This window comes from Mycolicibacter nonchromogenicus (assembly GCF_002101775.1).
Classification (GTDB): domain Bacteria; phylum Actinomycetota; class Actinomycetes; order Mycobacteriales; family Mycobacteriaceae; genus Mycobacterium; species Mycobacterium nonchromogenicum.
In genome coordinates, this window is sequence record NZ_LQPI01000028.1 from 57,551 (window position 1) to 77,945 (window position 20,395).

Below are 20,395 nucleotides of genomic sequence, written 5' to 3' on the forward strand. Positions count from 1 at the left end.
CCTCTCCGCTCAGCCACTGCTCACGGTAGTGGCGACACCGGCGGATTCACAGGGTACAAAGCCCCGATCCGCCGCCGGATCAGGCTTCGGGCGTGCTCTAGGCTTCTTGCGTCTCGGCCCTGACGTAGGAGATCCCAGTGGACAGGCCTGCCCTCAACGCATTGTTCGACCTGACCGGACGCACCGCCATCGTGACCGGCGGAACACGTGGTATCGGATTGTCGGTCGCGCACGGACTGGCCGCTGCCGGCGCCAACGTGGTGGTGGCCAGCCGCAAGAGCGATGCCTGCGATCGCGCCGCGGAGCAACTGCGCCAGGCCGGTGCGCAGGCCATCGGTGTCCCCACCCACCTCGGTGACGTCGAGGCGATCCAGCGGCTGGTCGACGCCACCGTCGAGCGGTTCGGCGGAGTCGACATCGTCATCAACAACGCGGCCAACGCGCTCGCGCTGCCGCTGGGACAGATCACTCCGGATGCGCTGAACAAGTCGTTCGCGGTCAATCTGCAGGGGCCGGTTTTCCTGGTCCAGGCGGCGCTGCCGCATCTGCGCAGCAGCCGGCACGCCGCGGTGGTCAACGTGGTGTCGGCGGGCGCCTTCGTCTATTCACCGGCGACGTCGATGTACTCGGCGGCCAAGGCCGCACTGGTGTCCTTCACCCGGTCCATGGCGGCCGAGCTGGCCTCGTCGGGTATCCGGGTCAACGCGATAGCCCCAGGGCCGGTCAACACCGACATGGTGCGCAACAACCCGCCGGAGTTCATCGATGCACTGCGCAGTGCCACCCTGCAACAGCGCATTGCCGAACCGGACGAGATGGTCGGTCCGATATTGCTTCTCGTCTCCGACGCGGGCAGCTACATCACCGGCCAGACCATCCACGCCGACGGCGGGATGGTCGCTCGGTAGCCGATTGTTGCGCTAGGTGTGCCGCTTGGCGGCGCGCAGCGCCTCGGCCGCGCCGCCCAAGAACGGGGTGATGATGTCCACCGGCAGCGGGAACACCACGGTGGAGTTCTGGTCGGCCCCGAGTTCCAAAAGGGTTTGCAGGTAACGCAGTTGCAGCGAGGCCGGATTCTGCGAAAGGCGCTCGGCCGCCTGGCTGAGTTCCTCGGAGGCCTGTAGCTCGCCGCGGGCGTTGATCACCTTCGCCCGGCGTTCACGCTCGGCCTCGGCTTCGCGGGCCATCGCGCGTTGCATCGACTCCGGGATCTCCACGTCCTTGATCTCGACCACCCGCACCTGCACGCCCCACGGCTCGGTCTGCTTGTCGATGATCGTGCGCAGGTCGGCGTTGAGATCGTCGCGATGCGCCAGCAGGGTGTCCAGATCCGCTCTGCCCAGCAGGGAACGCAGCGTGGTCTGGGCGATCTGGGAGGTGGCCACGGCGTAGTTCTCCACCTCCAAGATGGCTTTGAGCGGGTCGGTGACCTGGAACAACACCACCGCATTGACCCGGGCCGGAACGTTGTCGCGGGTGATCACCTCCTGCGGGGGAATGGTCAGGGTGACCACCCGCTGATCGACGCGAATCATTTTGTCCACCAACGGGATCAGGAACTTCAGTCCCGGCTGGTAGAGCGGGCGGGCGTGGCCCATCCGGAACACCACGCCGCGTTCGTACTCGCGCACCACATTCAGTGCGAAATATGCCAGGACGGCCACCGCCACGATGGCCAGCGCCAGCACGGTGATCAGTGCCTCACTCATCGGAGCTGCTGCCTCCTGCTCGACGCGTCGTCGGAAAAGCCGCCCCACCGGGTGGAGTACCGGTCGATCGCGGCCTCGACCTTCAACGCCTGATCTTCGGCGACGGTTCGGTGCGGCCGGTCATCGGGGGCGTTACTGGGGGTGTTCCACAGGTGGCGCAGCAGGGGATAGCCCCCTGCCGCCACCACGATGATCGCCGCGGTCAACACCAACACGTCGGCGGCCGAGTGATTCACGAACAACGTGGCCGCCGGCAGGACGATCCCAAAACCCGCTACCGCACAGGCGATTCCGCGGTGAAAACGGCCGGTCTCCGAGTGCGGCCACGGGTCGACCGCCCGGCCGATCTCCCGGCCGTGCGGCGACGTGGTACAGGTGTGCTTCACCGGACACGCGTTGCAGACCGATGGCGTTGCCCGGTAGCGCATCACACGATTGTCCGGGTCGAACGAGGTGGGCCAGAGCCACTGATCCTGCGGGCACTTCCAGGCGTCGTGGTCGTCGTGGTAGACGAACTTGCCGGTGCGCCACTGCGCGGCGCGTTCGGAGGTCCGCTGGGCCATCCGGTCGAAGCCCCAGGCGAAGACCAGCAACAGCAGCGCGTAGCCGGCAACCAGCCACACCCATGTCGCCGGCGCGCTCATGCTCAGTCCTTGCCTGCGGCCGCAGAGTCCGCTGCGACCTCGACGTAGAGCGGGTTCTCCGGCAACTCGTCCACCGTCTCGCCGGAGCGGAAGTTGCGCAGCGCAATCCAGGCGATCCAGACAAACGGCACCACACCGGCGCCGATCAGGATCGCGTCACCGGGCAGGCGCAGCCATTCCAGCAGGGCATTGCCGGGCTGGGTGATGTAGCCCAGTGAGCGTGCCTCGAAGTAGCCCGCGTTGACCGAGTGGAACAACTGCAGCACCCCCAGTGGCAACAGGGTGACGAACACCATCCAAGCCAGGCCGATGTTCATGCCCCAGAACGAGATCCGGGCCAGCTTGTTCGGCCACTGGTCTGCCGGGATCACATAGCGGAAGGCGAACATCGCCAGGCCGACCGCGAGCATGCCGTAGACCCCGAACATCGCGGCGTGCGCGTGGTTGGCGGTCAGTGCGGTGCCGATCTCGTAGTAGGACACCACCGGCAGGTTGATCAGGAACCCGAAGATGCCGGCGCCCAGGAAGTTCCAGAACCCGACGGCGACCAGGAACATCACCGCCCAGCGGGCCGGGAAGTTGTTCTGCTCACCGGCTTCCTGCCGGGCGCCCAGCTGCAGGAACGCCCAGGCCTCCACCGTCAGGAAGGTCAGCGGGATCACCTCGGCGGCCGAGAAGAACGCCCCCAGCGCCATGTGTTCCACCGGGGTGCCGGAGAAGTACAGGTGGTGCATGGTGCCGATCACGCCGCCGGCGGAGTACAAGATGATGTCGAGGAAGATGACCAGCAGCGCGACCCGCTCGCGCACCACCCCGAGCTGGACGAAGATGTAGGCCACCATCGCGGTGGTGAACAGCTCCAGGAAGTCCTCCACCCACAGGTGCACCATCCAGAACCGCCAGAAGTCGGCGACCGAGAAATGTGTCTCGCTGCCGGCCAGCAGGCTGGCCGCGTAGAACGTCGGGATGGCCAGCCCGGTGAAGAAGAACATCCAGGGCAGGTTCATCTTCGACGTGGTGGCCAGCTTCGCGCGCATGCCGCGCCAGATGATGACGATCCACAGGAACAGGCCCACGATCAGCAACAACTGGAACAGTCGCGGCAGGTCCAGGAACTCCCACTGCTGCGACAACAGGCTGCCCGGCTTGATCACCCCGAAGATCGACAGCGCCTCGAAGGCCAGCGAGCCGAAGACCACCACCGCCAGTGCGCCGAGCAGCCCGTACACCAGGACTGACTGCTTGCCGGGCTCTCGGCGGGTGATGAAGGGCACCAGGAAGATTCCGCCGGCCAAGAACGCCGCCGCGGTCCAGAACAGCGACAGCTGCAGATGCCAGGTACGGGCCAGGTTGTAGGGGAGGATCTTCGCAAGGTCGATCCCGTAGAACTCCGACAGATCCGCCCGGTAGTGCTCGACGGCGCCGCCGAGCAGGACTTGGGCCAAGAACAGCACCGCGACCACGGCGAAGATCCAGATGGCTGCGCGCTGCGAGCGGGTCAGCGGCACCTCGCCGGGCTGGCGGAAGTGCAGCCTGGTCATCTCCGTGCCGTGCCAGCCGATGTTCTGGCTCCAGCGACCGTAGACGGTGAACATGATGCCGATGCCGCCCAGCAGCATGATCAGCGACAGCACCGACCACACCACGACTGATCCGGTGGGTCCGTTGTCGACGCGGGGCTCGGAGGGCCAGTTGTTGGTGTAGCTGTAGTTGTGGCCGGGCCGATCCGCGGCAGCCGCCCACGCGGTCCAGGCGAAGAACGCGGTCAGATCGCGAATTTCGCCGGGGTCGGTGATCATGTGCGGCAGCAGGCCGTACTTGGTGGAGGCCTCGCCGAAGTAGTCGGCGTAATGGCGCTCGATGTCGTTGAACGCCCGGGCCTGTTTGTCGGTGAACACCAGCGTCTTGGTGTCTGCGTTGTAGCGGTTGGTGCGGAATTCGGCGACCACCTCGTCGTGCGGGTTCGTCACGCCCTGCGCCTTGAACTGATCGGCCACGTCTTCGGTGGCCAGGCGCAGATATTCGGCGGTGTAGTCCGGACCCAGATAGGCGCCGTGCCCCAGCACCGAGCCGTACTGCATGAGGCCGCGGGCCTGGTAGAGCTGTTGGCCGCGGGTGATGTCGGCGCCGGAGAACAGCTCCTGGCCGGTTTCGCTGACCACCTTGTCCGGCATCGGCATTGACGCGGTGTACGTGCGGTAGGCGAGGATGCCCATCACCAGGAAACCGAAGATCATGACCAGGGCCACGCCCTGCGCCCAGCCCTTGCCGACCAGCGCCCCGGCCCGGCCGGATCCGGTGGTCGGCGCCCCCGTTTGTGTCGCATCGGTGCTCATGGACGGACGCTAACAGTATTGAGGACGAAAATTCTCGAAATAGTTGGGGCCCTCAGGCAATTGGGGTCGGGCGTTAGTTTCTCTGTGGACTAAATGCCCCTTGACGCCGAGGTACGACATACCGTAGTAGCGGTCCGCTGTGCGGGCCGGAAAGGACACCGCCATGCCACGACTCCGCGAGATCCCGCGCGCCGAAGTGACCGACGAGAAGATCTTGTTCTTCTATGACCGGCTGTTCGGCGCGGGGGTAGACCCCCTGGACCCGGACAATCGCGACGCCCAACGCACGATTCACGGGACACCGGGGGACTGGTGGACGGTGTTCGCTCAGGCGCCGCAGGTCTTCTCGCATGCGGTGCGCGGATTCGCCCTGTATCGCCAGGCCTCGCTGGATCCGCTGCTTCGCGAGCTCGGCCAGGCCCGCGCCGGCTATGCGCGCGGCAGCCAGTTCGTCTACTCCCAGCACTGCAAACAGATGCGTTCGCTGGGCATGCCCGAGGAGAAGATCGCCGCGTTGCCGTCCTGGCAGGTCAGCGACGCCTTCTCCCGGCTCGAGCGCGCCGTGTTGGCCTACACCGATGCCCTGGTTTACGACGGCGGGCGGGTGGCCGACGAGATCTTCGCGGTGCTCAAGGAGAACCTGTCCGACCCCGAGATCATGGAGCTCACCTACATCACCTGCATGTATGACATGCACGCCACCATCTGTCGTGCGCTGAAGCTGGAATTCGACGACCGCGCGGAGCCGATCGTGGAGGTGCAGGTACCCGAAGGGGTCGTGGTGGCTGATCTGTCCGCCGACCTGGCCGGCGACTAGGACCGGCCCGACCTGTCACACGTCGGGGGCAGCATCGGTGTGTGCTTGACGCGGTGCTTCCTCTGCAGTGCGGCGGCTGCGGTATGCCCGGGACTCGGTGGTGCGCCGTCTGCGCCGGGCAGCTGACCGTCGGGCCGGACGAACCGCGGGTGATCGCCCCGCGGCTGGACCCGCAGGTTCCGGTGTTCGCACTGGGCCGTTACGCCGGGGCGCGCCGGCAGGCCATCGTCGCGGTCAAGGAACGCGGGCGCAGTGACCTGGTCGTTCCGCTGGCATCGGCGTTGGCTGGGGCTTTGCAGCGGCTGGTGTGCTGGCAGATGGTGGAGCTGCCCCTGACGATCATCCCTGCCCCCACCCGGCGCAGCGCGGCTCGTCGGCGCGGGGGCGATCCGATCACGCGGATCGCCGGGTTGGTCGCGGGAGGCCATGCCGGCGTGACGGTCGCGCCGGCCCTGCGAATGCGGGCGCTGACCCGCGACTCGGTGGGGCTGGGCAGCGCCGCCCGGGAACGCAACATCGCCGGCCGGGTCCGGCTGCGCCGGGGCGGGCTGGCGGGCTTCGGCGCAGCAGGAGACGTCCTGATCGTCGACGATGTCGTGACGACCGGAGCCACCCTGGCGGAGTCGGTTCGGGTGCTGCGTCACGCCCGGATCCGGGTTTCTGCCGCGCTCGTGATCGCATCGGTATGAGACGGGTGCCAAATGGGTGAGCCAAACAGGTGGCACGTATCCGACGGCATGGCTACGGTCGTCATCAAGGGCGGGGGGCCTTGAGGAACGTGGTCGAGACGATTAGGAGAGTGTCGAGCATGGCAAATCAATTTGTGGAAACCAGCGCGACGTCGGTCGACGTTGATGAGCGGCCCGATCAATCGGGCGCGGAGATCGTGGTCAAGGGTCGTAACGTCGAGATTCCTGACCATTTCCGGGTTTACGTCGCGCAGAAGCTGGCCCGCTTGGAGCGGTTGGACCGCTCGATTCGCCTGTTCGATGTCGAGCTCAAGCACGCCAATAATCGACGCCAGCGAAAATCCTGCCAGCGGATCGACATCACCGCGCACGGCCGCGGCCCGGTGGTCCGCGGGGAGGCCCGAGCCGACAGTTTCTATGCCGCGTTCGAGGCCGCGCTCGACCGGCTGGAGAGTCGGCTGCGCCGCGACAAGGGCCGCCGCAACGTCTCTTACGGCGACAAGACGCCGCTGTCGGTGGCGGAGGCCACCGGGGTCAGCAACATGGACCCGGAGTTTCTCGCCACCGCCTTCAACCGGGACGGCACCGCCGAACCGGATCACCGCGAGGCGGCCGGGCACAGCGACAGCCATGAGCATGAGCCCGGCCAGATCGTGCGCACCAAAGAACACGCCGCGACGCCCATGTCGGTGGACGACGCGCTCTACGAGATGGAGCTCGTCGGCCATGACTTCTTCCTGTTCCACGACAAGGAGACCGACCAGCCATCGGTGGTCTACCGACGGCACGCCTATGACTACGGCTTGATTCGTCTGGTCTGAGCACTGCCTTCAGGTGCTGCGTTGGCGGCGCATTGCCGCCCCCGGCAACGGTGTCACCTACCATGGGTGACGCTCGTAATGCCGAAGACTGAGTAGGGGACATAGCCGTGCTGTCCAAGTTGCTGCGTTTTGGTGAAGGCCGCATGGTCAAACGGCTCCGAAAGGTCGCGGACTACATCGACACCCTCTCCGGGGACGTCGAAGCCCTCACCGACGCGGAGCTGCGGGCCAAGACCGATGAGTTCCGCAAGCGGCACGCCGACGGGGAATCCCTCGACGACCTGCTGCCCGAGGCATTCGCGGTGGCCCGGGAGGCAGCGTGGCGAGTGCTGACCCAACGGCCCTTCCACGTGCAGTTGATGGGTGGCGCTGCGCTGCACTACGGCAACGTCGCCGAGATGAAGACCGGTGAGGGCAAGACCCTGACCTGCGTACTTCCGGCGTACCTCAACGCGATCTCCGGCAAGGGCGTGCACGTCGTCACCGTCAACGACTACCTGGCCAAACGCGACAGCGAGTGGATGGGCCGCGTGCACCGCTTCCTGGGCCTGGAGGTCGGGGTGATCTTGTCGCAGATGACCCCCGATGAGCGGCGTCTGGCCTACTCCGCGGACGTCACCTACGGCACTAACAACGAGTTCGGCTTCGACTACCTGCGCGACAACATGGCGCATTCGCTCGACCAACTGGTGCAGCGCTCCCACAACTTCGCCATCGTCGACGAGGTCGACTCCATCCTGATCGACGAGGCCCGCACCCCGTTGATCATCTCCGGTCCCGCCGACGGCAGCTCCCATTGGTACACCGAGTTCGCCCGGATCGTGCCGATGATGGAGAAGGACGTCCACTACGAAGTGGACCTGCGCAAGCGCACCATCGGCGTGCACGAGCTCGGGGTGGAGTTCGTCGAGGACCAGCTCGGCATCGAGAACCTCTACGAGGCGGCCAACTCCCCGCTGGTCAGCTACCTCAACAACGCCTTGAAGGCCAAGGAGCTGTTCACCCGCGACAAGGACTACATCGTTCGCAACGGCGAGGTCTTCATCGTCGACGAGTTCACCGGCCGCGTGCTGGTGGGCCGTCGCTACAACGAGGGCATGCACCAGGCGATCGAGGCCAAGGAACGGGTGGAGATCAAGGCCGAGAACCAGACTCTAGCCACCATCACCCTGCAGAACTACTTCCGGCTCTACGACAAGCTCGCCGGCATGACCGGTACCGCCGAGACCGAAGCCGCCGAGCTGCACGAGATCTACAAGCTGGGTGTGGTGCCGATTCCGACCAACAAGCCCATGGCCCGGATGGATCAGATCGACCTCATCTACAAGACCGAGGAGGCCAAGTTCCTCGCGGTCGTCGACGACGTCGCCGAGCGCTATGAAAAGGGCCAGCCGGTGTTGATCGGCACCACCAGCGTGGAGCGCTCGGAGTATCTGTCCAAGCAGCTGACCAAACGGGGCGTCCCGCACAACGTCCTCAACGCCAAGCAGCATGAGCGCGAGGCGCACATCATCGCCGAGGCGGGCCGACGAGGCGCCGTCACCGTGGCCACCAACATGGCCGGTCGTGGTACCGACATCGTGCTCGGCGGCAACGTCGACTTCCTGGCCGACCAGCGGCTGCGCAGTCAGGGCCTGGACCCGGTGGAGACCCCCGAGGAGTACGAGGCCGCCTGGGATGCGGCGCTGAGCGAGATCAAGGCGGAAGCGGCCGCCGAGGCTGAGGAAGTGATCGCGGCCGGCGGGCTGTACGTGCTGGGTACCGAGCGGCACGAGTCACGGCGTATCGACAACCAGCTGCGCGGCCGGTCCGGCCGCCAGGGTGACCCCGGCGAGTCGCGGTTCTACCTGTCACTGGGCGACGAGCTGATGCGACGGTTCAACGGCGCGGCACTGGAGTCGCTGCTGACCCGGCTGAACCTGCCCGACGACGTGCCGATCGAGGCCAAGATGGTCACCCGGGCCATCAAGAGCGCCCAGAGCCAGGTCGAGCAGCAGAACTTCGAGATCCGCAAGAACGTTCTGAAGTACGACGAGGTGATGAATCAGCAGCGCAAGGTGATCTACGCCGAGCGCCGCCGCATCCTCGACGGGGAGAACCTGGCCGAGCAGGCTCACGACATGCTCGTCGACGTGATCACCGCCTACGTCGATGGTGCTACCGCCGAGGGTTACGCCGAAGACTGGGACCTCGAGCAGCTGTGGACAGCGCTGAAGACCCTGTACCCGGTGGGGATCGACTACCACGAGCTGCTGCACGCCGACGACATCGGCGAGGCCGACGACCTGACGCGCGAAGAGCTGCTCGCAGCGCTGATCGCCGACGCTGAAAATGCGTACGCGGCACGTGAGGCCCAAGTCGACGAGATCGCCGGGCCCGGCGCCATGCGGGAGCTGGAACGCGGGGTTCTGCTGAGCGTCCTCGACCGCAAGTGGCGCGAGCACCTCTACGAGATGGACTACCTCAAGGAGGGCATCGGACTGCGGGCGATGGCGCAGCGTGACCCGCTGGTCGAGTACCAGCGGGAAGGCTACGACATGTTCCGCGGCATGCTCGACGGGCTCAAGGAGGAGTCGGTCGGCTTCCTGTTCAACGTCGCTGTCGAGGCCATTCCGAAGCAGACGGTGGCACCGGTGGACGCTCCGGAGGGGTTGGCGGAGTTCGGTTTGCGCGCCAAGGGAATCGACGGCGCCAACGGGGCGGACGGCGCCGACGGCGCCAACGGAGCCGACGGTGCCGACGGTACGGCGGGGCTGACCTACTCGGGTCCGGCTGAGGACGGCTCCGCGCAGGTCCGGCGCTCCGGTGGTGACCTGCAGCCGGCCGGCGCAACATCTCGCCGCGAGCGCCGCGAAGCGGCCCGCCGCGAAGGCCGGGGTTCCCGGTTGCCGAAGGTGCCTCGCAAGAACTGAGGTCGCCGACGGCGCTCAGCCGGCTGCTTGCGATCGGCGGTGGCCGATGGCGCCGACCCGCTGCGCGTGGCTTCGCCGCGCTTGCGATCGGCGCTAGCCGATGTGCAGGGCGACGATCCGCCAGGCGGTGCTGCTTGGGCTGCTTCCGGGGCCGGGCAGGGACTCGAGACGGCAGGCCAGTGCATGCGTGCGCGGTCCGCGCCGGTAGGTGCCGAAAACCTCCACCGCGCTTGCCGGTTCGCCTGAACCTGCCGGTTGTACGCGTACCCGCTGCAGGGTGGCCGGCTCGACTCGGCTGACCGGCGCCCGGCGAGCCGACGCCACCGAGTCCGCCAGTCCGGCGGCCAGCAGCGGTTGCAGATGCGCTGACGGCCGACGCCCGTCCACCACCTCCAAGACTCGGCGCAGCGCCGCGTCCGCGAACACCGCGGCCGACCGCAGCGGTGGCGATAACACCGCGCGCGACGGCCGGTCGGGCCGGGTCTTCGGGGGATGCCCGGGGCGAGGCCGGGTCGGAGGAGGGGACGCGGGCCGATGTGCGGGCCGGGGCGGCAGGACCGGTCGAGCAGGCGGCTCGTAGTCGAGCATCGGTGCGACGGACGGGTGCGCAGGCGCAGCGGGATCGGTGGGCACGGCAACTCTCCAATGTCGGTCCGGGCGGCGGGCCTGCTGGAGAGTGGCAGGGCGTGTGCGGCGATCATCGCACAATCGCGGCTCCGGCGTATCCGCGTGCGGCGCGGCCCAGCGGCGGGCTACCGTGGGCGGCAGTGTTTTTCTCGGATCCGGGGCTGGTGCAGTAGCCGGCCGGATTGGGCCAGTAGGGAGGACGGGTGCCAGGATGGTGAACCGGCTGTCGGCGTCGGAAGCCTCTTTCTACCGGCTGGAGAACACCACGACGCCGATGTATGTGCAGTCGCTGTTCATTCTGCGTAACCCGCGAGGTGGCCTGGGCTACGACAAGTTGCTGGAGACCATCGAGCAGCGGCTGCCTCAGGTCCCGCGCTACCGGCAGACGATCCGCGAAGTCGCCATGAACCTGGCCCGCCCGGTGTGGGTGGACGACCGCGAGTTCGACATCACCTACCACGTAAGACATCTCGCGGTACCGTCGCCCGGCAGCGATCGCCAGCTCCATGAGCTGATCGCGCGGTTGAGTCAGCAGCCGCTGGACCGAGCCCGGCCGCTGTGGGCCACCTATCTGATCGAGGGACTGGCCGACAATAGGATCGCCGTCTACATCAAGTCGCACCAAGCGCTGGTTCATGGCATGGCGGCACCGGCGCTGGGGCACGTGCTGGTCGACAGGTCGCAGCGGCCACCGGCGTTTGATGAAGACATCTGGGTGCCCCGGGACGAGCCCGGCGCCGTCGAATTGGTGCTCGGCGCGGTCGGTGATTGGGTGGCGGCTCCGGGGACCCAGCTGCAGGCGGTGGGGTCGACGGTCGGCAGCCCATTGACCTGGGCAGGCCGCAAGGCGTCCGAGGTCGTTCGGGCCATCACACGCGGTGCCGCCCCGCAGAGCCCGCTGAACACCCAGGTCTCGCAGAACCGCTTGTTCACGGTGGCCCGCGGTTCACTGGAGGATTACCGCACGGTGCGGGCCCGCTACGACTGTGCGATCAATGACGTAGTGCTCGCGGTGATCACCGGGGCGATGCGCAACTGGCTGCTGGCCCGCGGCGAACCGGTCGGATCGACGCGCACCGTACGGGCGCTGGCGCCGTTGTCGGTGTATCCCGACCACGAGGTGGACTCCGCCGGTCAGGCGATCGGTTCGGTCACACCGTTCCTGGTGGATCTTCCTGTCGGAGAACCGAATCCCGTAGTCCGGCTTTCGCAGATCGCTTATGCCACCGAATCGCATCCCACCTCGACCGGGCTGGTGGATGCCCGCACCATCTTGACGGTGGCGGGTTTCGCCCCGCCGACCCTGCATGCGATGGGCCTTCGGGTCGCGGCCGCCTATGCGGGGTTCTCCGGACGGGTGTTCAACCTGCTGATCACCAATGCGCCGGGCGCTCAACGGCAGCTCTACATCTGCGGGGCGAAACTGCTCGAGACCTACAGTGTGCCGCCCTTGTTGCCGAACAAGGCGTTGACGATCGGGGTGACGTCCTACAACGGCACGCTCTATTTCGGCGTCAATGCCGACCGCAAGGCGATGAGCGACGTCGGAATGGTCTCGGCGTTGCTGGATGAGGCGCTGGCCGAACTACTGGAGGCGGCACAATGAGCGACGACGAATTCGAAGCCGTGGCGCGGCGGCTCGCCGATGACGTGTACGAACGAGAGTTGCTGCGTCTGCAAAGCGAATTCGTCAAACTTCAGCAGTGGGTCCGCGAAACCGGGACCCGGATCGTGGTGGTCTTTGAGGGCCGTGACGCCGCTGGAAAGGGCGGTGTCATCAAGCGCATCACCGAATACCTCAGCCCGCGCACGGTGCGGATCGCGGCCCTGCCGGCTCCCACCGAGCGTGAGCGGGGGGAGTGGTACTTCCAGCGCTACGTCGCGCACCTGCCGGCGCGCGGTGAGATCACGCTCTTCGACCGATCCTGGTACAACCGGGCCGGGGTGGAGAAGGTGATGGGTTTCTGCACGCCCGAAGAGCATGCCCGGTTCCTCAAGCAGGCCCCGGTGTTCGAGCAGTTGTTGATCGATGACGGAATCCTGTTGCGCAAGTACTGGTTCTCGGTGTCGCAGACCGAGCAGCTACGCCGGTTCCGGAAGCGACGCAACGATCCGCTGCGGCAGTGGAAGTTGTCGCCGATGGATCTGGAGGCACTGCACCGCTGGGAGGACTACTCGCGGGCCCGCGACGAGATGATGGCCCACACCGATACCGCGGCGAGCCCCTGGTACGTGGTCGAGTCCGAGGTGAAGACCCACGCTCGGCTGAACATGATGGCGCACCTGCTGTCATCCATTCCGTATCGCGAGGTGGAGCACCAGCCGGTGGACTTGCCGAAGAAGCCCATCGTCACCGGCTTCTACAAGCGGCCGGATCGCAGTCACTACCGCTATGTCGAGGACTACGCCGCGACACTGCTGGGCGACGCGTGACCCTGCCCGGCACGCGGGCGACTTCGCCGCGCTCGCGATCGCCGCTAAGGTCTGGCGCATGCGGGTATATATCCCGGCGACGCTGGCCATGCTGGCCCAACTGGTCGCCGACGGCTCATTGCGTCCGGTAAGCGGGACTGCGTTCGCGGTGACCCCCGCGCTGCGGGAGTCGTACGCCCACGGCGACGACGACGAACTGGCCGAGGTAGCGCTCGGGGAGGCGGCGCTGGCTTCGTTGCGGTTGCTTGCCGATGCGGACGCAGATCCGTCCGGTGAGAAGTTGCCCACCCGCCGGGCCGTGCTTGTCGCCGAGGTCCAGGAGGCCACCGTGCGCCCCGACCTGGACGCCGCTGTGGTCCGAGTGGCGGGTCCGGTCGCGATGGCCGACGTGGTCGCGGCCTATGTGGACAACGCTGCGGCCGAACCCGCCGTACGCGCGGCATTGGCGGTGATCGACGACGCCGACCTCGGCGATGAGGACGCCGAACTGACCGTCGGCGACGCCCAGGACCACGACCTGGCCTGGTACGCCACCCAGGAGCTGCCTTTCCTGCTTGACCTGCTCTGATGCCGTCCGGGCTAGGTTACGGTACCGTAGGTTCTTTAACCGCCCGGTAGTGAGCAGGAAGTTTTCGTGAGCAAGAAGCACTCGGCGATCGTCGCGCACCTCAGCGACACCAAGCGGCCGACCGTCGCCGGGGCCGATCGTCACCCAGTCTGGAACGCGGTGCGCCGCATCGCCACACAGATCACCACCCCGCTTCTGCCGGACGACTATCTGCGCCTGGCCAACCCATTGTGGTCGGCACGCGAACTGCGCGGCCGGGTGGTTGAGGTTCGACGGGAGACCGCGGACTCGGCGACGCTGATCATCCGGCCGGGCTGGGGTTTTCAATTCGACTATCGCCCCGGCCAGTACATCGGCATCGGCCTCCTGGTCGACGGTCGTTGGCGTTGGCGGTCCTACTCGCTGACGTCGCCGCCGGTGACCGGGGCGCGCACCATCTCCATCACCGTCAAAGCGATGCCGGAGGGCTTTCTGTCCAGCCACCTGGTGGACGGTGTGGCCCCTGGAACCGTGGTGCGGTTGGCCGCGCCGCAGGGGGAGTTCGTCTTGCCCGACCCGGCGCCGGCGTCGGTGCTGTTCGTCACCGCCGGATCCGGGATCACGCCGGTCATGGCGATGCTGCGCGCGCTGGCCCGCCGAGGCCCCATCGCCGACGTCGTCCACCTGCATTCGGCACCTACGGCGGCCGAGGCGTTGTTTGCCGATGAGCTGGCCGCGCTGGCGCGTGAGCACCCCGGCTACCGGTTGCTGTTGCGCACCACGCGAGACCAAGGCCGGCTGGAGCTGCAGGGACCCGAGATTCTCGATGCCGAGGTACCCGACTGGCGGGAGCGCCAGACCTGGGCGTGCGGGCCGACGGCGATGCTCAGCGATGCCGAACGGGTTTGGGCCGCAGCCGGTATCGCTGATCATCTGCACGTCGAGCGGTTCGCGGTGGCGCGCACCGCGTCTGCCGGGGGCGGGGGCACGGTCAGCTTCGCGGCCAGCGGCAAGAGTGTGACGGCGGATGCGGCGACGACGCTGCTTGAGGCCGGCGAGAGCGTCGGCGTATCGATGCCGTTCGGATGCCGGATGGGCATCTGTCAGTCGTGCGTGGTGACGCTGGTGGGTGGGCACGTCCGTGACCTGCGAACCGGCGCCGACCATGAGCCGGGCACCCGGGTGCAGACCTGCGTCAGCACCGCTGCCGGCGACTGCGAACTCGACGTCTGACGATTACCCGCTGGTAACCTACGGAGTCGTAGGTTACGATAGCGTAGGTGTATAGCGTGCGAATGCACGACACAAGCTCACGAAAGGCGGTCTGATGGCGGTAACCGACGTCGAGGTGTTCGCGCACCTCAGCGACGCCGATGTGGAGAACCTCGCCGCAGAGCTGGACGCCATCCGCCGGGACATCGAAGCCGACCGCGGGGAACGCGACGCCCGGTATATCCACCGCACGATCGCCGCGCAGCGCGCGCTCGAGGTGACCGGCCGGTTGCTGCTGGCGGCCGGTAACCGGCGCTGGGCGCGCTGGGCCGGCACGGCCACCTTGGGAGTGGCCAAGATCGTCGAGAATATGGAGATCAGCCACAACGTCATGCACGGGCAGTGGGACTGGATGAACGACCCAGAGATCCACTCCACCGGCTGGGAGTGGGATATGGCCGGCGCTTCCAAGCACTGGCGCTTCACCCACAATTTCGCCCACCACAAGTTCACCAACATCCTGGGCATGGACGACGACGTGGGTTATGGCGTGCTGCGCGTCACTCGCGACACTCCCTGGAAGCGCTTCAACCTTCTCAACCTGTTTATCAACGCCATGTTGGCGATTGGGTTCGAGTGGGGAGTGGGGTTGCAGCACTTGGAGCTTGGAAAGATCTTCAAGGGCCGGGACAGCCGTCAGGCGAGCCTGGTGCGAGTGCGTGAATTCGGCGAGAAGGCCGGCCGCCAGGTGTTCAAGGACTACGTGGCGTTTCCAGCCCTGACCTCGCTGTCGCCCGGCGCGACGTTCGCCTCGACGGTGAAGGCGAATGCGATCGCCAACGTGATCCGCAACCTGTGGTCCAACGCGATCATCTTCTGCGGCCACTTCCCCGACGGTGCAGAGAAATTCACCAAGACCGACATGGTCGGCGAGTCGCAGGGGCAGTGGTATCTGCGGCAGCTGCTCGGCAGCGCCAACATCGATGCCGGCCAGCCGATGCGGTTCATGAGCGGAAGCCTGTCGCATCAGATCGAACACCACCTGTTCCCCGATCTGCCGAGCAACCGCTACCCCGAGATCGCGGTGCGGGTGCGTGCGGTGTGCGAGAAGTACGACCTGCCCTACACTTCCGGGCCGTTCCTGGCGCAGTACGCCAAGACCTGGCGCACCATCGCCAAACTGTCACTGCCGGACCGCTTTCTGCGGGACACCGCAGATGATGCGCCGGAGACCCGCAGCGAGAAGATGTTCGCCGATCTGGGGCCGGAATTCACCCGGATCGACCCGGTGACAGGTCGTCGCCGCGGCCTCAAGACCGCGATCGCCGCGGTGCGGGGCTGGCGTCGCGACAGGAAGGTCGCTCTGGCTGCCTGATCGGCAGTCGGGTGCGGAGCCGCGGTAGCGACGGCCGGACGAGCATCGCGGCTTCCTGAGCAGTCCAAACGTGGCTTGACCCAGAAATGCCTATGCCGCGCCAGATTCCGATCACGGCGCGGCACAGGAGGGGAAAGCGGTCAGCCGCCGGAGGGTGGCCGGCCGACCATCATCGGCCGAAACCCGTAGCGGGGGGCGCCAAAGGCGTTGAACCCGCCGCGTCCGCCACCGCCGGCGCCCGCCATCGGAACTCCGCCGAGGGCGCTGTGGCCGGCTTCGCCGGCAGCCGCTCCTGCAGAGCCGACATAGCTGGCCAGCTGGACCGGGGCGGAGTGGGCCGCGGCCGCCGGTAGGGCGGCTGCCCAGGCCTGCGGCACCGAAAGCGACCCGACCTGCGTGGCGTGCCCGACGGTCCCGACGATTCCGGCACCCAGCCCCTTGGCGGCACCTTCAGCTGCCTTGGCGGCGCCTTCGGCCACCTTCTCGACAGCCTTGGTGGCCGGCGCAAGCGACTTCGACAGACCTTCCAAGTCTTTGAAGGCCGTAGTGAACAGGCGGGTAGGGGACACCATTCTGATGAACGCGTCGAACGGGCTCGACGCACTCAGCGTGGCTGACCCGGTCAAACCCCGCATCACGTCGCCGTAAAGGCCGTTGAAGGTGATCGTCGATCCGTTCCAGGTGATCGGGTTCAGCAGATCCTCGGCCAGGCTTTGGGCACCTGGGCCTGCGAGGGCGCCCAGCTGATTAGGCAGCGAGGAAATCAGGGACGCCAGCGTATCGGCGTCGGTCGCTGTCGCTGCCCCCACGGCAGCGGCAACGGCGGCCTCCTGCGCTGCCAGTCCAGTCGGGTTGACGGTGTCGCCCGGCGGTGTGAACGGCGTCAGCTGCGACGCGGCCGCTGACTGTCCGGCATAGCTGTACATAGTGACGGCGTCCTGCATCCACATCTCGCCGTAGGCGGCTTCGGTAGCCGCGATCGCGGGGGTGTTCTGCCCCAAGATGTTTGTCGCCATCAACGACATCAGGGTCTCGCGGTTGGCCTCGACCACTGCCGGCGGAACCGTCGAGGCGAACGCCGCATCGTGGGCGGCGGCTGCAGCACCCGCCTGCGCGGCGATCTGCTCGGCCTGCGCCGCCGCCCGGTTGAGCCACTCCAGGTGTGGCTCGAACGACTTCGCCATCGCCGCCGCAGCCGGGCCCTGCCATTCCGCGGTCAGGTCAGTCAGTAAGGCGGTGTAACTGGTTGCGGTGGTGTAGATCTCGGCGCCGAGGGTTTCCCAGGAGCGGGAGGCTGCCCACAGGGGCGCCGAACCGGCACCGGAGTACATCAGGGCTGAGTTGATCTCAGGCGGCAACATGCCGAAGTCCATGGCGCGGTCCTAGCTCACGGAAACCGCAGCCGCGTTGGCGGCTTCGGTGGCGTCGTAGGTACCGGCGCTGATGCTCAACACCGTTTCGAGCATCTGCCGCGTGGCAGTGGCCCGGGCACTGACCTGCTGGTAGAGGTCGGCGTGCGCAGCGAAGGCGGTGGCGGTCATGACCGACACCATGTCAGCACCTGCTGGGGTGATTTGGGTCGTGGGGGCAGCCGTCGCTGCGTTCGCCGCTGCCATGGCCGAGGTTATCGCCTGCAGTTCGCGGGCGCCGGCAGCCAATGCCTCCGGCTGCGCAATAACGGTTGACACGCTTAACTCCTTCTCCTGCAACGAAATACAGGCGCTTACTAGGAACCTTCAAGGACATTGACAGCGTAGGTAGCGAACCATCGCTCAGGAAGTGCACACACGATGTGTTCACCCAGCAGGGAGTCAATGTTCTTCGGCAGGCCTAAGTCGCAAATTGGTCGACGCCCGCTGTTCGCTTTGGCCACCGGCCGTTCACCGCGTGACTGCTGCTTTGCAGCGTCTCGACGGTCGACTGACGCCTCGCGGTGGTTGGACCGGCGTCAGCCCTCGCGCAGGACGGCCAACAGTCGGCGCGCCGCTTCGACCCGGCGCTGTGCCGGCCCGGTGAGAGTGTCCAACGCGCATTCGGGGTCGGCCGGCGGTCCCAGGTGACCGCAGCCGCGTGGACAGTCCTCAATGGTCTCGGCCAGGTCGGAGAACGCCAGCAACACGTCATCGGGCGCGATGTGGGCCAGCCCGAACGAGCGGATGCCCGGGGTGTCGATCACCCAGCCGGACCCCGCCAGCCGCAGTGCCACCGACTGGGTGGACGTATGCCGCCCCCGGCCGATGTCGGTGACCCGGCCGACGGCCCGGTCAGCCTCCGGGACAAGGCGATTCACCAAGGTGGATTTACCGACACCGGAGTGGCCCAGCAACACCGTCACCTTGGATTCCAGCAGGGGAGCGACGGCGTCGAGAGGGTCGTCGCGGCCCGCGGTGACCACCGTGAGGTCGAGGTCGGCGAACTGGCCGGCGAAGGGCTCCGGATCCGCCAGATCCGTCTTGGTCAGGCACAGAATCGGCGTCAGCCCTCCGGCGTAGGCGGCGATCAGGGCCCGGTCCACCAAACCGGTCCGCGGCGGGGGATCGGCCAGCGCGACCACGATCAGCAGCTGGTCGGCGTTGGCGACCACCACCCGCTCGGTGGGGTCGGTGTCGTCGGCGGTGCGCCGCAACACGGTTCGGCGTGGTTGGCGCCGGACGATGCGGGCCAGGGTGTCGGGCCGGCCGGACAGGTCTCCGACCACATCGACGCGGTCGCCGACCACGATCGGGGTGCGCCCCAACTCGCGGGCGCGCATCGCGGTGACCTGAACATCGGCGGGCCCGTCTGGGCCGTCTAAGACACAGCCCCAGCGGCCGCGGTCGACGCTGACCACCATCGCCGACTGGGCGTCGGCATGCCCGGGGCGGATTTTGGTGCGCGGCCGCGAGCCGCGGCCGGAGCGGACTTTGACGTCGGATTCGTCGTAGTCCTCCGGTTTCAAGCGTCGGCTCCCGCATTGGCCAGCATGTCGGCCCACATCCGGGGAAATGCGGGCAGGGTCTTGGCGGTGGTCTCGATGTCCTCGACCTCCACTCCGGGGACGCGGAGCCCGATGATGGCACCGGCAGTCGCCATCCGATGGTCGGCGTAGGAATGCCAGATTCCGCCGTGCAGTTCGGTTGCGGTGATCAGCAGGCCGTCCGGGGTCTCGACGGCATCGCCGCCCAGCCGGTTGATCTCGGTCGTCAGCGCTGCCAGCCGGTCGGTTTCGTGCCCGCGCAGATGCGCGATACCGCTCAGCCGCGACCCCGATCCCGGCGCGGCCAGGGTGGCCAGTGCGGCCACCGTCGGGGTGAGCTCGCCGACGGCCCGCAGATCCACGTCAAACCCGCCGTAACTGCCCGGGCCCTGTATCTGCAGCTGAGCATCGGCCTGGCTCACCTGGGCGCCGGTTGCGCTGAAGATGTCGATGATGGCGTCGCTGGGCTGTACGCTCACCGCCGGCCAGTCGGCGATGCGCACGCGGCCTCCGGTGACCACCGCCGCGGCCAGAAACGGGGTGGCGTTGGACAGGTCCGGTTCGATCTCCCAGTGGCGGGCCGTCGCGGTCCCCGGCGAGACCTGCCAGCGGTTCGCGACGGTGTCGTCGACGTCGATTCCCGCTTGGCGAAGCATGGTGACGGTCATCGCGATGTGCGGGGCGGACGGCAGGGTGGACCCGGTGTGCACCACCGTCAGGCCCTCGTCGAACGCAGCGGCGGCCAGCAGCAGACCGGAGACGAACTGCGAGGAGGCGGAGGCGTCGATCTCCACCGTGCCGCCTGTGACGGTGCCGCAGCCGTGGATCGCGAACGGCAATCCGTCGCCCTCGACCGCAATCCCCAGGCTGCGCATCGCAGCCAGCAGGGGCGCGATCGGCCGGGCTCGAGCCTGCTCATCACCGTCGAACGTGACGGTGACGGTGCCCAGCGCGGCCAGCGGCGGCACGAACCGCAGCACGGTGCCGGCGAGACCGCAGTTCAGGCGGACGTTCGGTTCGGGATCGATCTTGCCGCTGACCGTCACATGGTGGGCCACCGCCTCGACGCGCAGTCCCAGGGCCCGCAGGGCATCGAGCATCAGGTCGGTATCGCGGCTGCGCAGGGCGCCGGAGAGGGTGGAGACACCACCGCCGAGGCCGGCGGCCAGCGCGGCCAGCACCAACGCCCGATTGGTCTGCGACTTCGAACCGGGCACGGTCACCGTCGCATCGATGGGAGCGGTGGGTGTGGGTGCCGGCCAAGTCGTCACGGTTTCATCCTGCCAGCGCATGGCTCCCCAGCGGGTATCGGTCCTT

The 20,395-nt window shown here is 67.3% G+C and carries 18 protein-coding genes; 10 read left to right on the top strand and 8 right to left on the bottom strand.

Annotated features, from left to right (window positions below; translation table 11 throughout):
• Window positions 1–137 precede the first annotated feature (137 nt).
• Window positions 138–908, top strand: coding sequence for an SDR family NAD(P)-dependent oxidoreductase (locus AWC18_RS04445; protein ID WP_076049094.1), 771 nt, complete (start codon window positions 138–140; stop codon window positions 906–908).
• Window positions 909–920: 12 nt separating this feature from the next.
• Here the strand turns inward: AWC18_RS04445 and AWC18_RS04450 are convergent, their stop codons facing one another.
• The 3 genes from AWC18_RS04450 to AWC18_RS04460 are packed head-to-tail and all read right to left on the bottom strand — an operon-like array spanning window position 921 to window position 4,689.
• Entirely contained in the window at window positions 921–1,709 is a 789-nt protein-coding gene (locus AWC18_RS04450) for a slipin family protein (protein WP_064999277.1), read from the bottom strand.
• Window positions 1,706–2,353 (bottom strand): hypothetical protein, encoded by a 648-nt coding sequence (locus tag AWC18_RS04455; RefSeq protein WP_064999278.1) that lies wholly within the window; start codon window positions 2,351–2,353, stop codon window positions 1,706–1,708. The genes AWC18_RS04450 and AWC18_RS04455 overlap by 4 nt, the downstream gene beginning before the upstream one ends.
• A gap of 2 nt (window positions 2,354–2,355) precedes the next feature.
• On the bottom strand, window positions 2,356–4,689 hold the full coding sequence (locus tag AWC18_RS04460) for a nitric-oxide reductase large subunit (protein WP_064999279.1): 2,334 nt from the start codon (window positions 4,687–4,689) through the stop codon (window positions 2,356–2,358).
• 163 nt (window positions 4,690–4,852) lie between these two features.
• On the opposite strand from AWC18_RS04460, the gene AWC18_RS04465 reads away from it, so the two are divergent.
• The 4 genes from AWC18_RS04465 to secA all read left to right on the top strand — a co-directional run bounded on the left by AWC18_RS04465 (window position 4,853) and on the right by secA (window position 9,928).
• A complete protein-coding gene (locus AWC18_RS04465; RefSeq protein WP_064999317.1) occupies window positions 4,853–5,506 on the top strand; it encodes a carboxymuconolactone decarboxylase family protein in 654 nt (217 codons plus the stop codon).
• Window positions 5,507–5,547: 41 nt separating this feature from the next.
• Complete coding sequence (locus AWC18_RS04470) at window positions 5,548–6,195, top strand: ComF family protein (protein WP_064999280.1); 648 nt, start codon at window positions 5,548–5,550, stop codon at window positions 6,193–6,195.
• Between the two features lie 119 nt (window positions 6,196–6,314).
• Window positions 6,315–7,016 (top strand): ribosome hibernation-promoting factor, HPF/YfiA family, encoded by a 702-nt coding sequence (gene hpf, locus AWC18_RS04475; protein ID WP_064999281.1) that lies wholly within the window; start codon window positions 6,315–6,317, stop codon window positions 7,014–7,016.
• A 107-nt stretch (window positions 7,017–7,123) separates the two neighbouring features.
• Window positions 7,124–9,928: a preprotein translocase subunit SecA gene (secA, locus tag AWC18_RS04480; protein WP_085137882.1), complete on the top strand. Its 2,805-nt coding sequence runs from the start codon at window positions 7,124–7,126 to the stop codon at window positions 9,926–9,928.
• A gap of 93 nt (window positions 9,929–10,021) precedes the next feature.
• Here the strand turns inward: secA and AWC18_RS04485 are convergent, their stop codons facing one another.
• Window positions 10,022–10,384 carry an Rv3235 family protein gene (locus AWC18_RS04485; protein WP_234806422.1) on the bottom strand — a complete coding sequence of 121 codons (363 nt, stop codon included), beginning with the start codon at window positions 10,382–10,384 and terminating at the stop codon, window positions 10,022–10,024.
• Between the two features lie 382 nt (window positions 10,385–10,766).
• Here AWC18_RS04485 and AWC18_RS04490 point away from each other — a divergent pair, with 382 nt between their 5' ends.
• The 5 genes from AWC18_RS04490 to AWC18_RS04510 all read left to right on the top strand — a co-directional run bounded on the left by AWC18_RS04490 (window position 10,767) and on the right by AWC18_RS04510 (window position 16,122).
• Window positions 10,767–12,161: a WS/DGAT/MGAT family O-acyltransferase gene (locus AWC18_RS04490; RefSeq protein ID WP_085137886.1), complete on the top strand. Its 1,395-nt coding sequence runs from the start codon at window positions 10,767–10,769 to the stop codon at window positions 12,159–12,161.
• Window positions 12,158–12,988: a polyphosphate kinase 2 gene (gene ppk2, locus AWC18_RS04495; protein WP_076049101.1), complete on the top strand. Its 831-nt coding sequence runs from the start codon at window positions 12,158–12,160 to the stop codon at window positions 12,986–12,988. The genes AWC18_RS04490 and ppk2 overlap by 4 nt, the downstream gene beginning before the upstream one ends.
• A gap of 58 nt (window positions 12,989–13,046) precedes the next feature.
• Window positions 13,047–13,556 (top strand): DUF6912 family protein, encoded by a 510-nt coding sequence (locus AWC18_RS04500; RefSeq protein ID WP_064999286.1) that lies wholly within the window; start codon window positions 13,047–13,049, stop codon window positions 13,554–13,556.
• 66 nt (window positions 13,557–13,622) lie between these two features.
• Window positions 13,623–14,768 (top strand): ferredoxin reductase, encoded by a 1,146-nt coding sequence (locus AWC18_RS04505; protein ID WP_064999287.1) that lies wholly within the window; start codon window positions 13,623–13,625, stop codon window positions 14,766–14,768.
• Between the two features lie 94 nt (window positions 14,769–14,862).
• Window positions 14,863–16,122 carry a fatty acid desaturase family protein gene (locus AWC18_RS04510; RefSeq protein ID WP_085137888.1) on the top strand — a complete coding sequence of 420 codons (1,260 nt, stop codon included), beginning with the start codon at window positions 14,863–14,865 and terminating at the stop codon, window positions 16,120–16,122.
• 140 nt (window positions 16,123–16,262) lie between these two features.
• Here the strand turns inward: AWC18_RS04510 and AWC18_RS04515 are convergent, their stop codons facing one another.
• From AWC18_RS04515 to aroA, 4 genes are all read right to left on the bottom strand, one after another.
• The gene (locus AWC18_RS04515; protein WP_064999288.1) at window positions 16,263–17,495 is read right to left on the bottom strand and encodes a PPE family protein; all 1,233 of its coding nucleotides are present in this window, start codon (window positions 17,493–17,495) and stop codon (window positions 16,263–16,265) included.
• Window positions 17,496–17,504: 9 nt separating this feature from the next.
• Window positions 17,505–17,810, bottom strand: a complete 306-nt coding sequence (locus tag AWC18_RS04520) for a PE family protein (protein WP_085137890.1) — start codon at window positions 17,808–17,810, stop codon at window positions 17,505–17,507.
• A gap of 260 nt (window positions 17,811–18,070) precedes the next feature.
• Window positions 18,071–19,060 carry a ribosome small subunit-dependent GTPase A gene (gene rsgA / locus AWC18_RS04525; protein WP_064999290.1) on the bottom strand — a complete coding sequence of 330 codons (990 nt, stop codon included), beginning with the start codon at window positions 19,058–19,060 and terminating at the stop codon, window positions 18,071–18,073.
• Window positions 19,057–20,349, bottom strand: a complete 1,293-nt coding sequence (gene aroA, locus AWC18_RS04530; RefSeq protein WP_085137957.1) for a 3-phosphoshikimate 1-carboxyvinyltransferase — start codon at window positions 20,347–20,349, stop codon at window positions 19,057–19,059. The genes rsgA and aroA overlap by 4 nt, the downstream gene beginning before the upstream one ends.
• Between the last annotated feature and the right edge of the window lie 46 nt (window positions 20,350–20,395).

Excerpts from the sequence above, each read along its gene's own strand:
- AWC18_RS04450 (WP_064999277.1), bottom strand. The coding sequence starts at position 1,709 with ATGAGTGAGGCACTGATCACCGTGCTGGCGCTGGCCATCGTGGCGGTG.
- AWC18_RS04455 (WP_064999278.1), bottom strand. The coding sequence starts at position 2,353 with ATGAGCGCGCCGGCGACATGGGTGTGGCTGGTTGCCGGCTACGCGCTG.
- AWC18_RS04460 (WP_064999279.1), bottom strand. The coding sequence starts at position 4,689 with ATGAGCACCGATGCGACACAAACGGGGGCGCCGACCACCGGATCCGGC.
- AWC18_RS04465 (WP_064999317.1), top strand. The coding sequence starts at position 4,853 with ATGCCACGACTCCGCGAGATCCCGCGCGCCGAAGTGACCGACGAGAAG.
- hpf (WP_064999281.1), top strand. The coding sequence starts at position 6,315 with ATGGCAAATCAATTTGTGGAAACCAGCGCGACGTCGGTCGACGTTGAT.
- AWC18_RS04490 (WP_085137886.1), top strand. The coding sequence starts at position 10,767 with ATGGTGAACCGGCTGTCGGCGTCGGAAGCCTCTTTCTACCGGCTGGAG.
- ppk2 (WP_076049101.1), top strand. The coding sequence starts at position 12,158 with ATGAGCGACGACGAATTCGAAGCCGTGGCGCGGCGGCTCGCCGATGAC.
- AWC18_RS04500 (WP_064999286.1), top strand. The coding sequence starts at position 13,047 with ATGCGGGTATATATCCCGGCGACGCTGGCCATGCTGGCCCAACTGGTC.
- AWC18_RS04510 (WP_085137888.1), top strand. The coding sequence starts at position 14,863 with ATGGCGGTAACCGACGTCGAGGTGTTCGCGCACCTCAGCGACGCCGAT.
- AWC18_RS04515 (WP_064999288.1), bottom strand. The coding sequence starts at position 17,495 with ATGGACTTCGGCATGTTGCCGCCTGAGATCAACTCAGCCCTGATGTAC.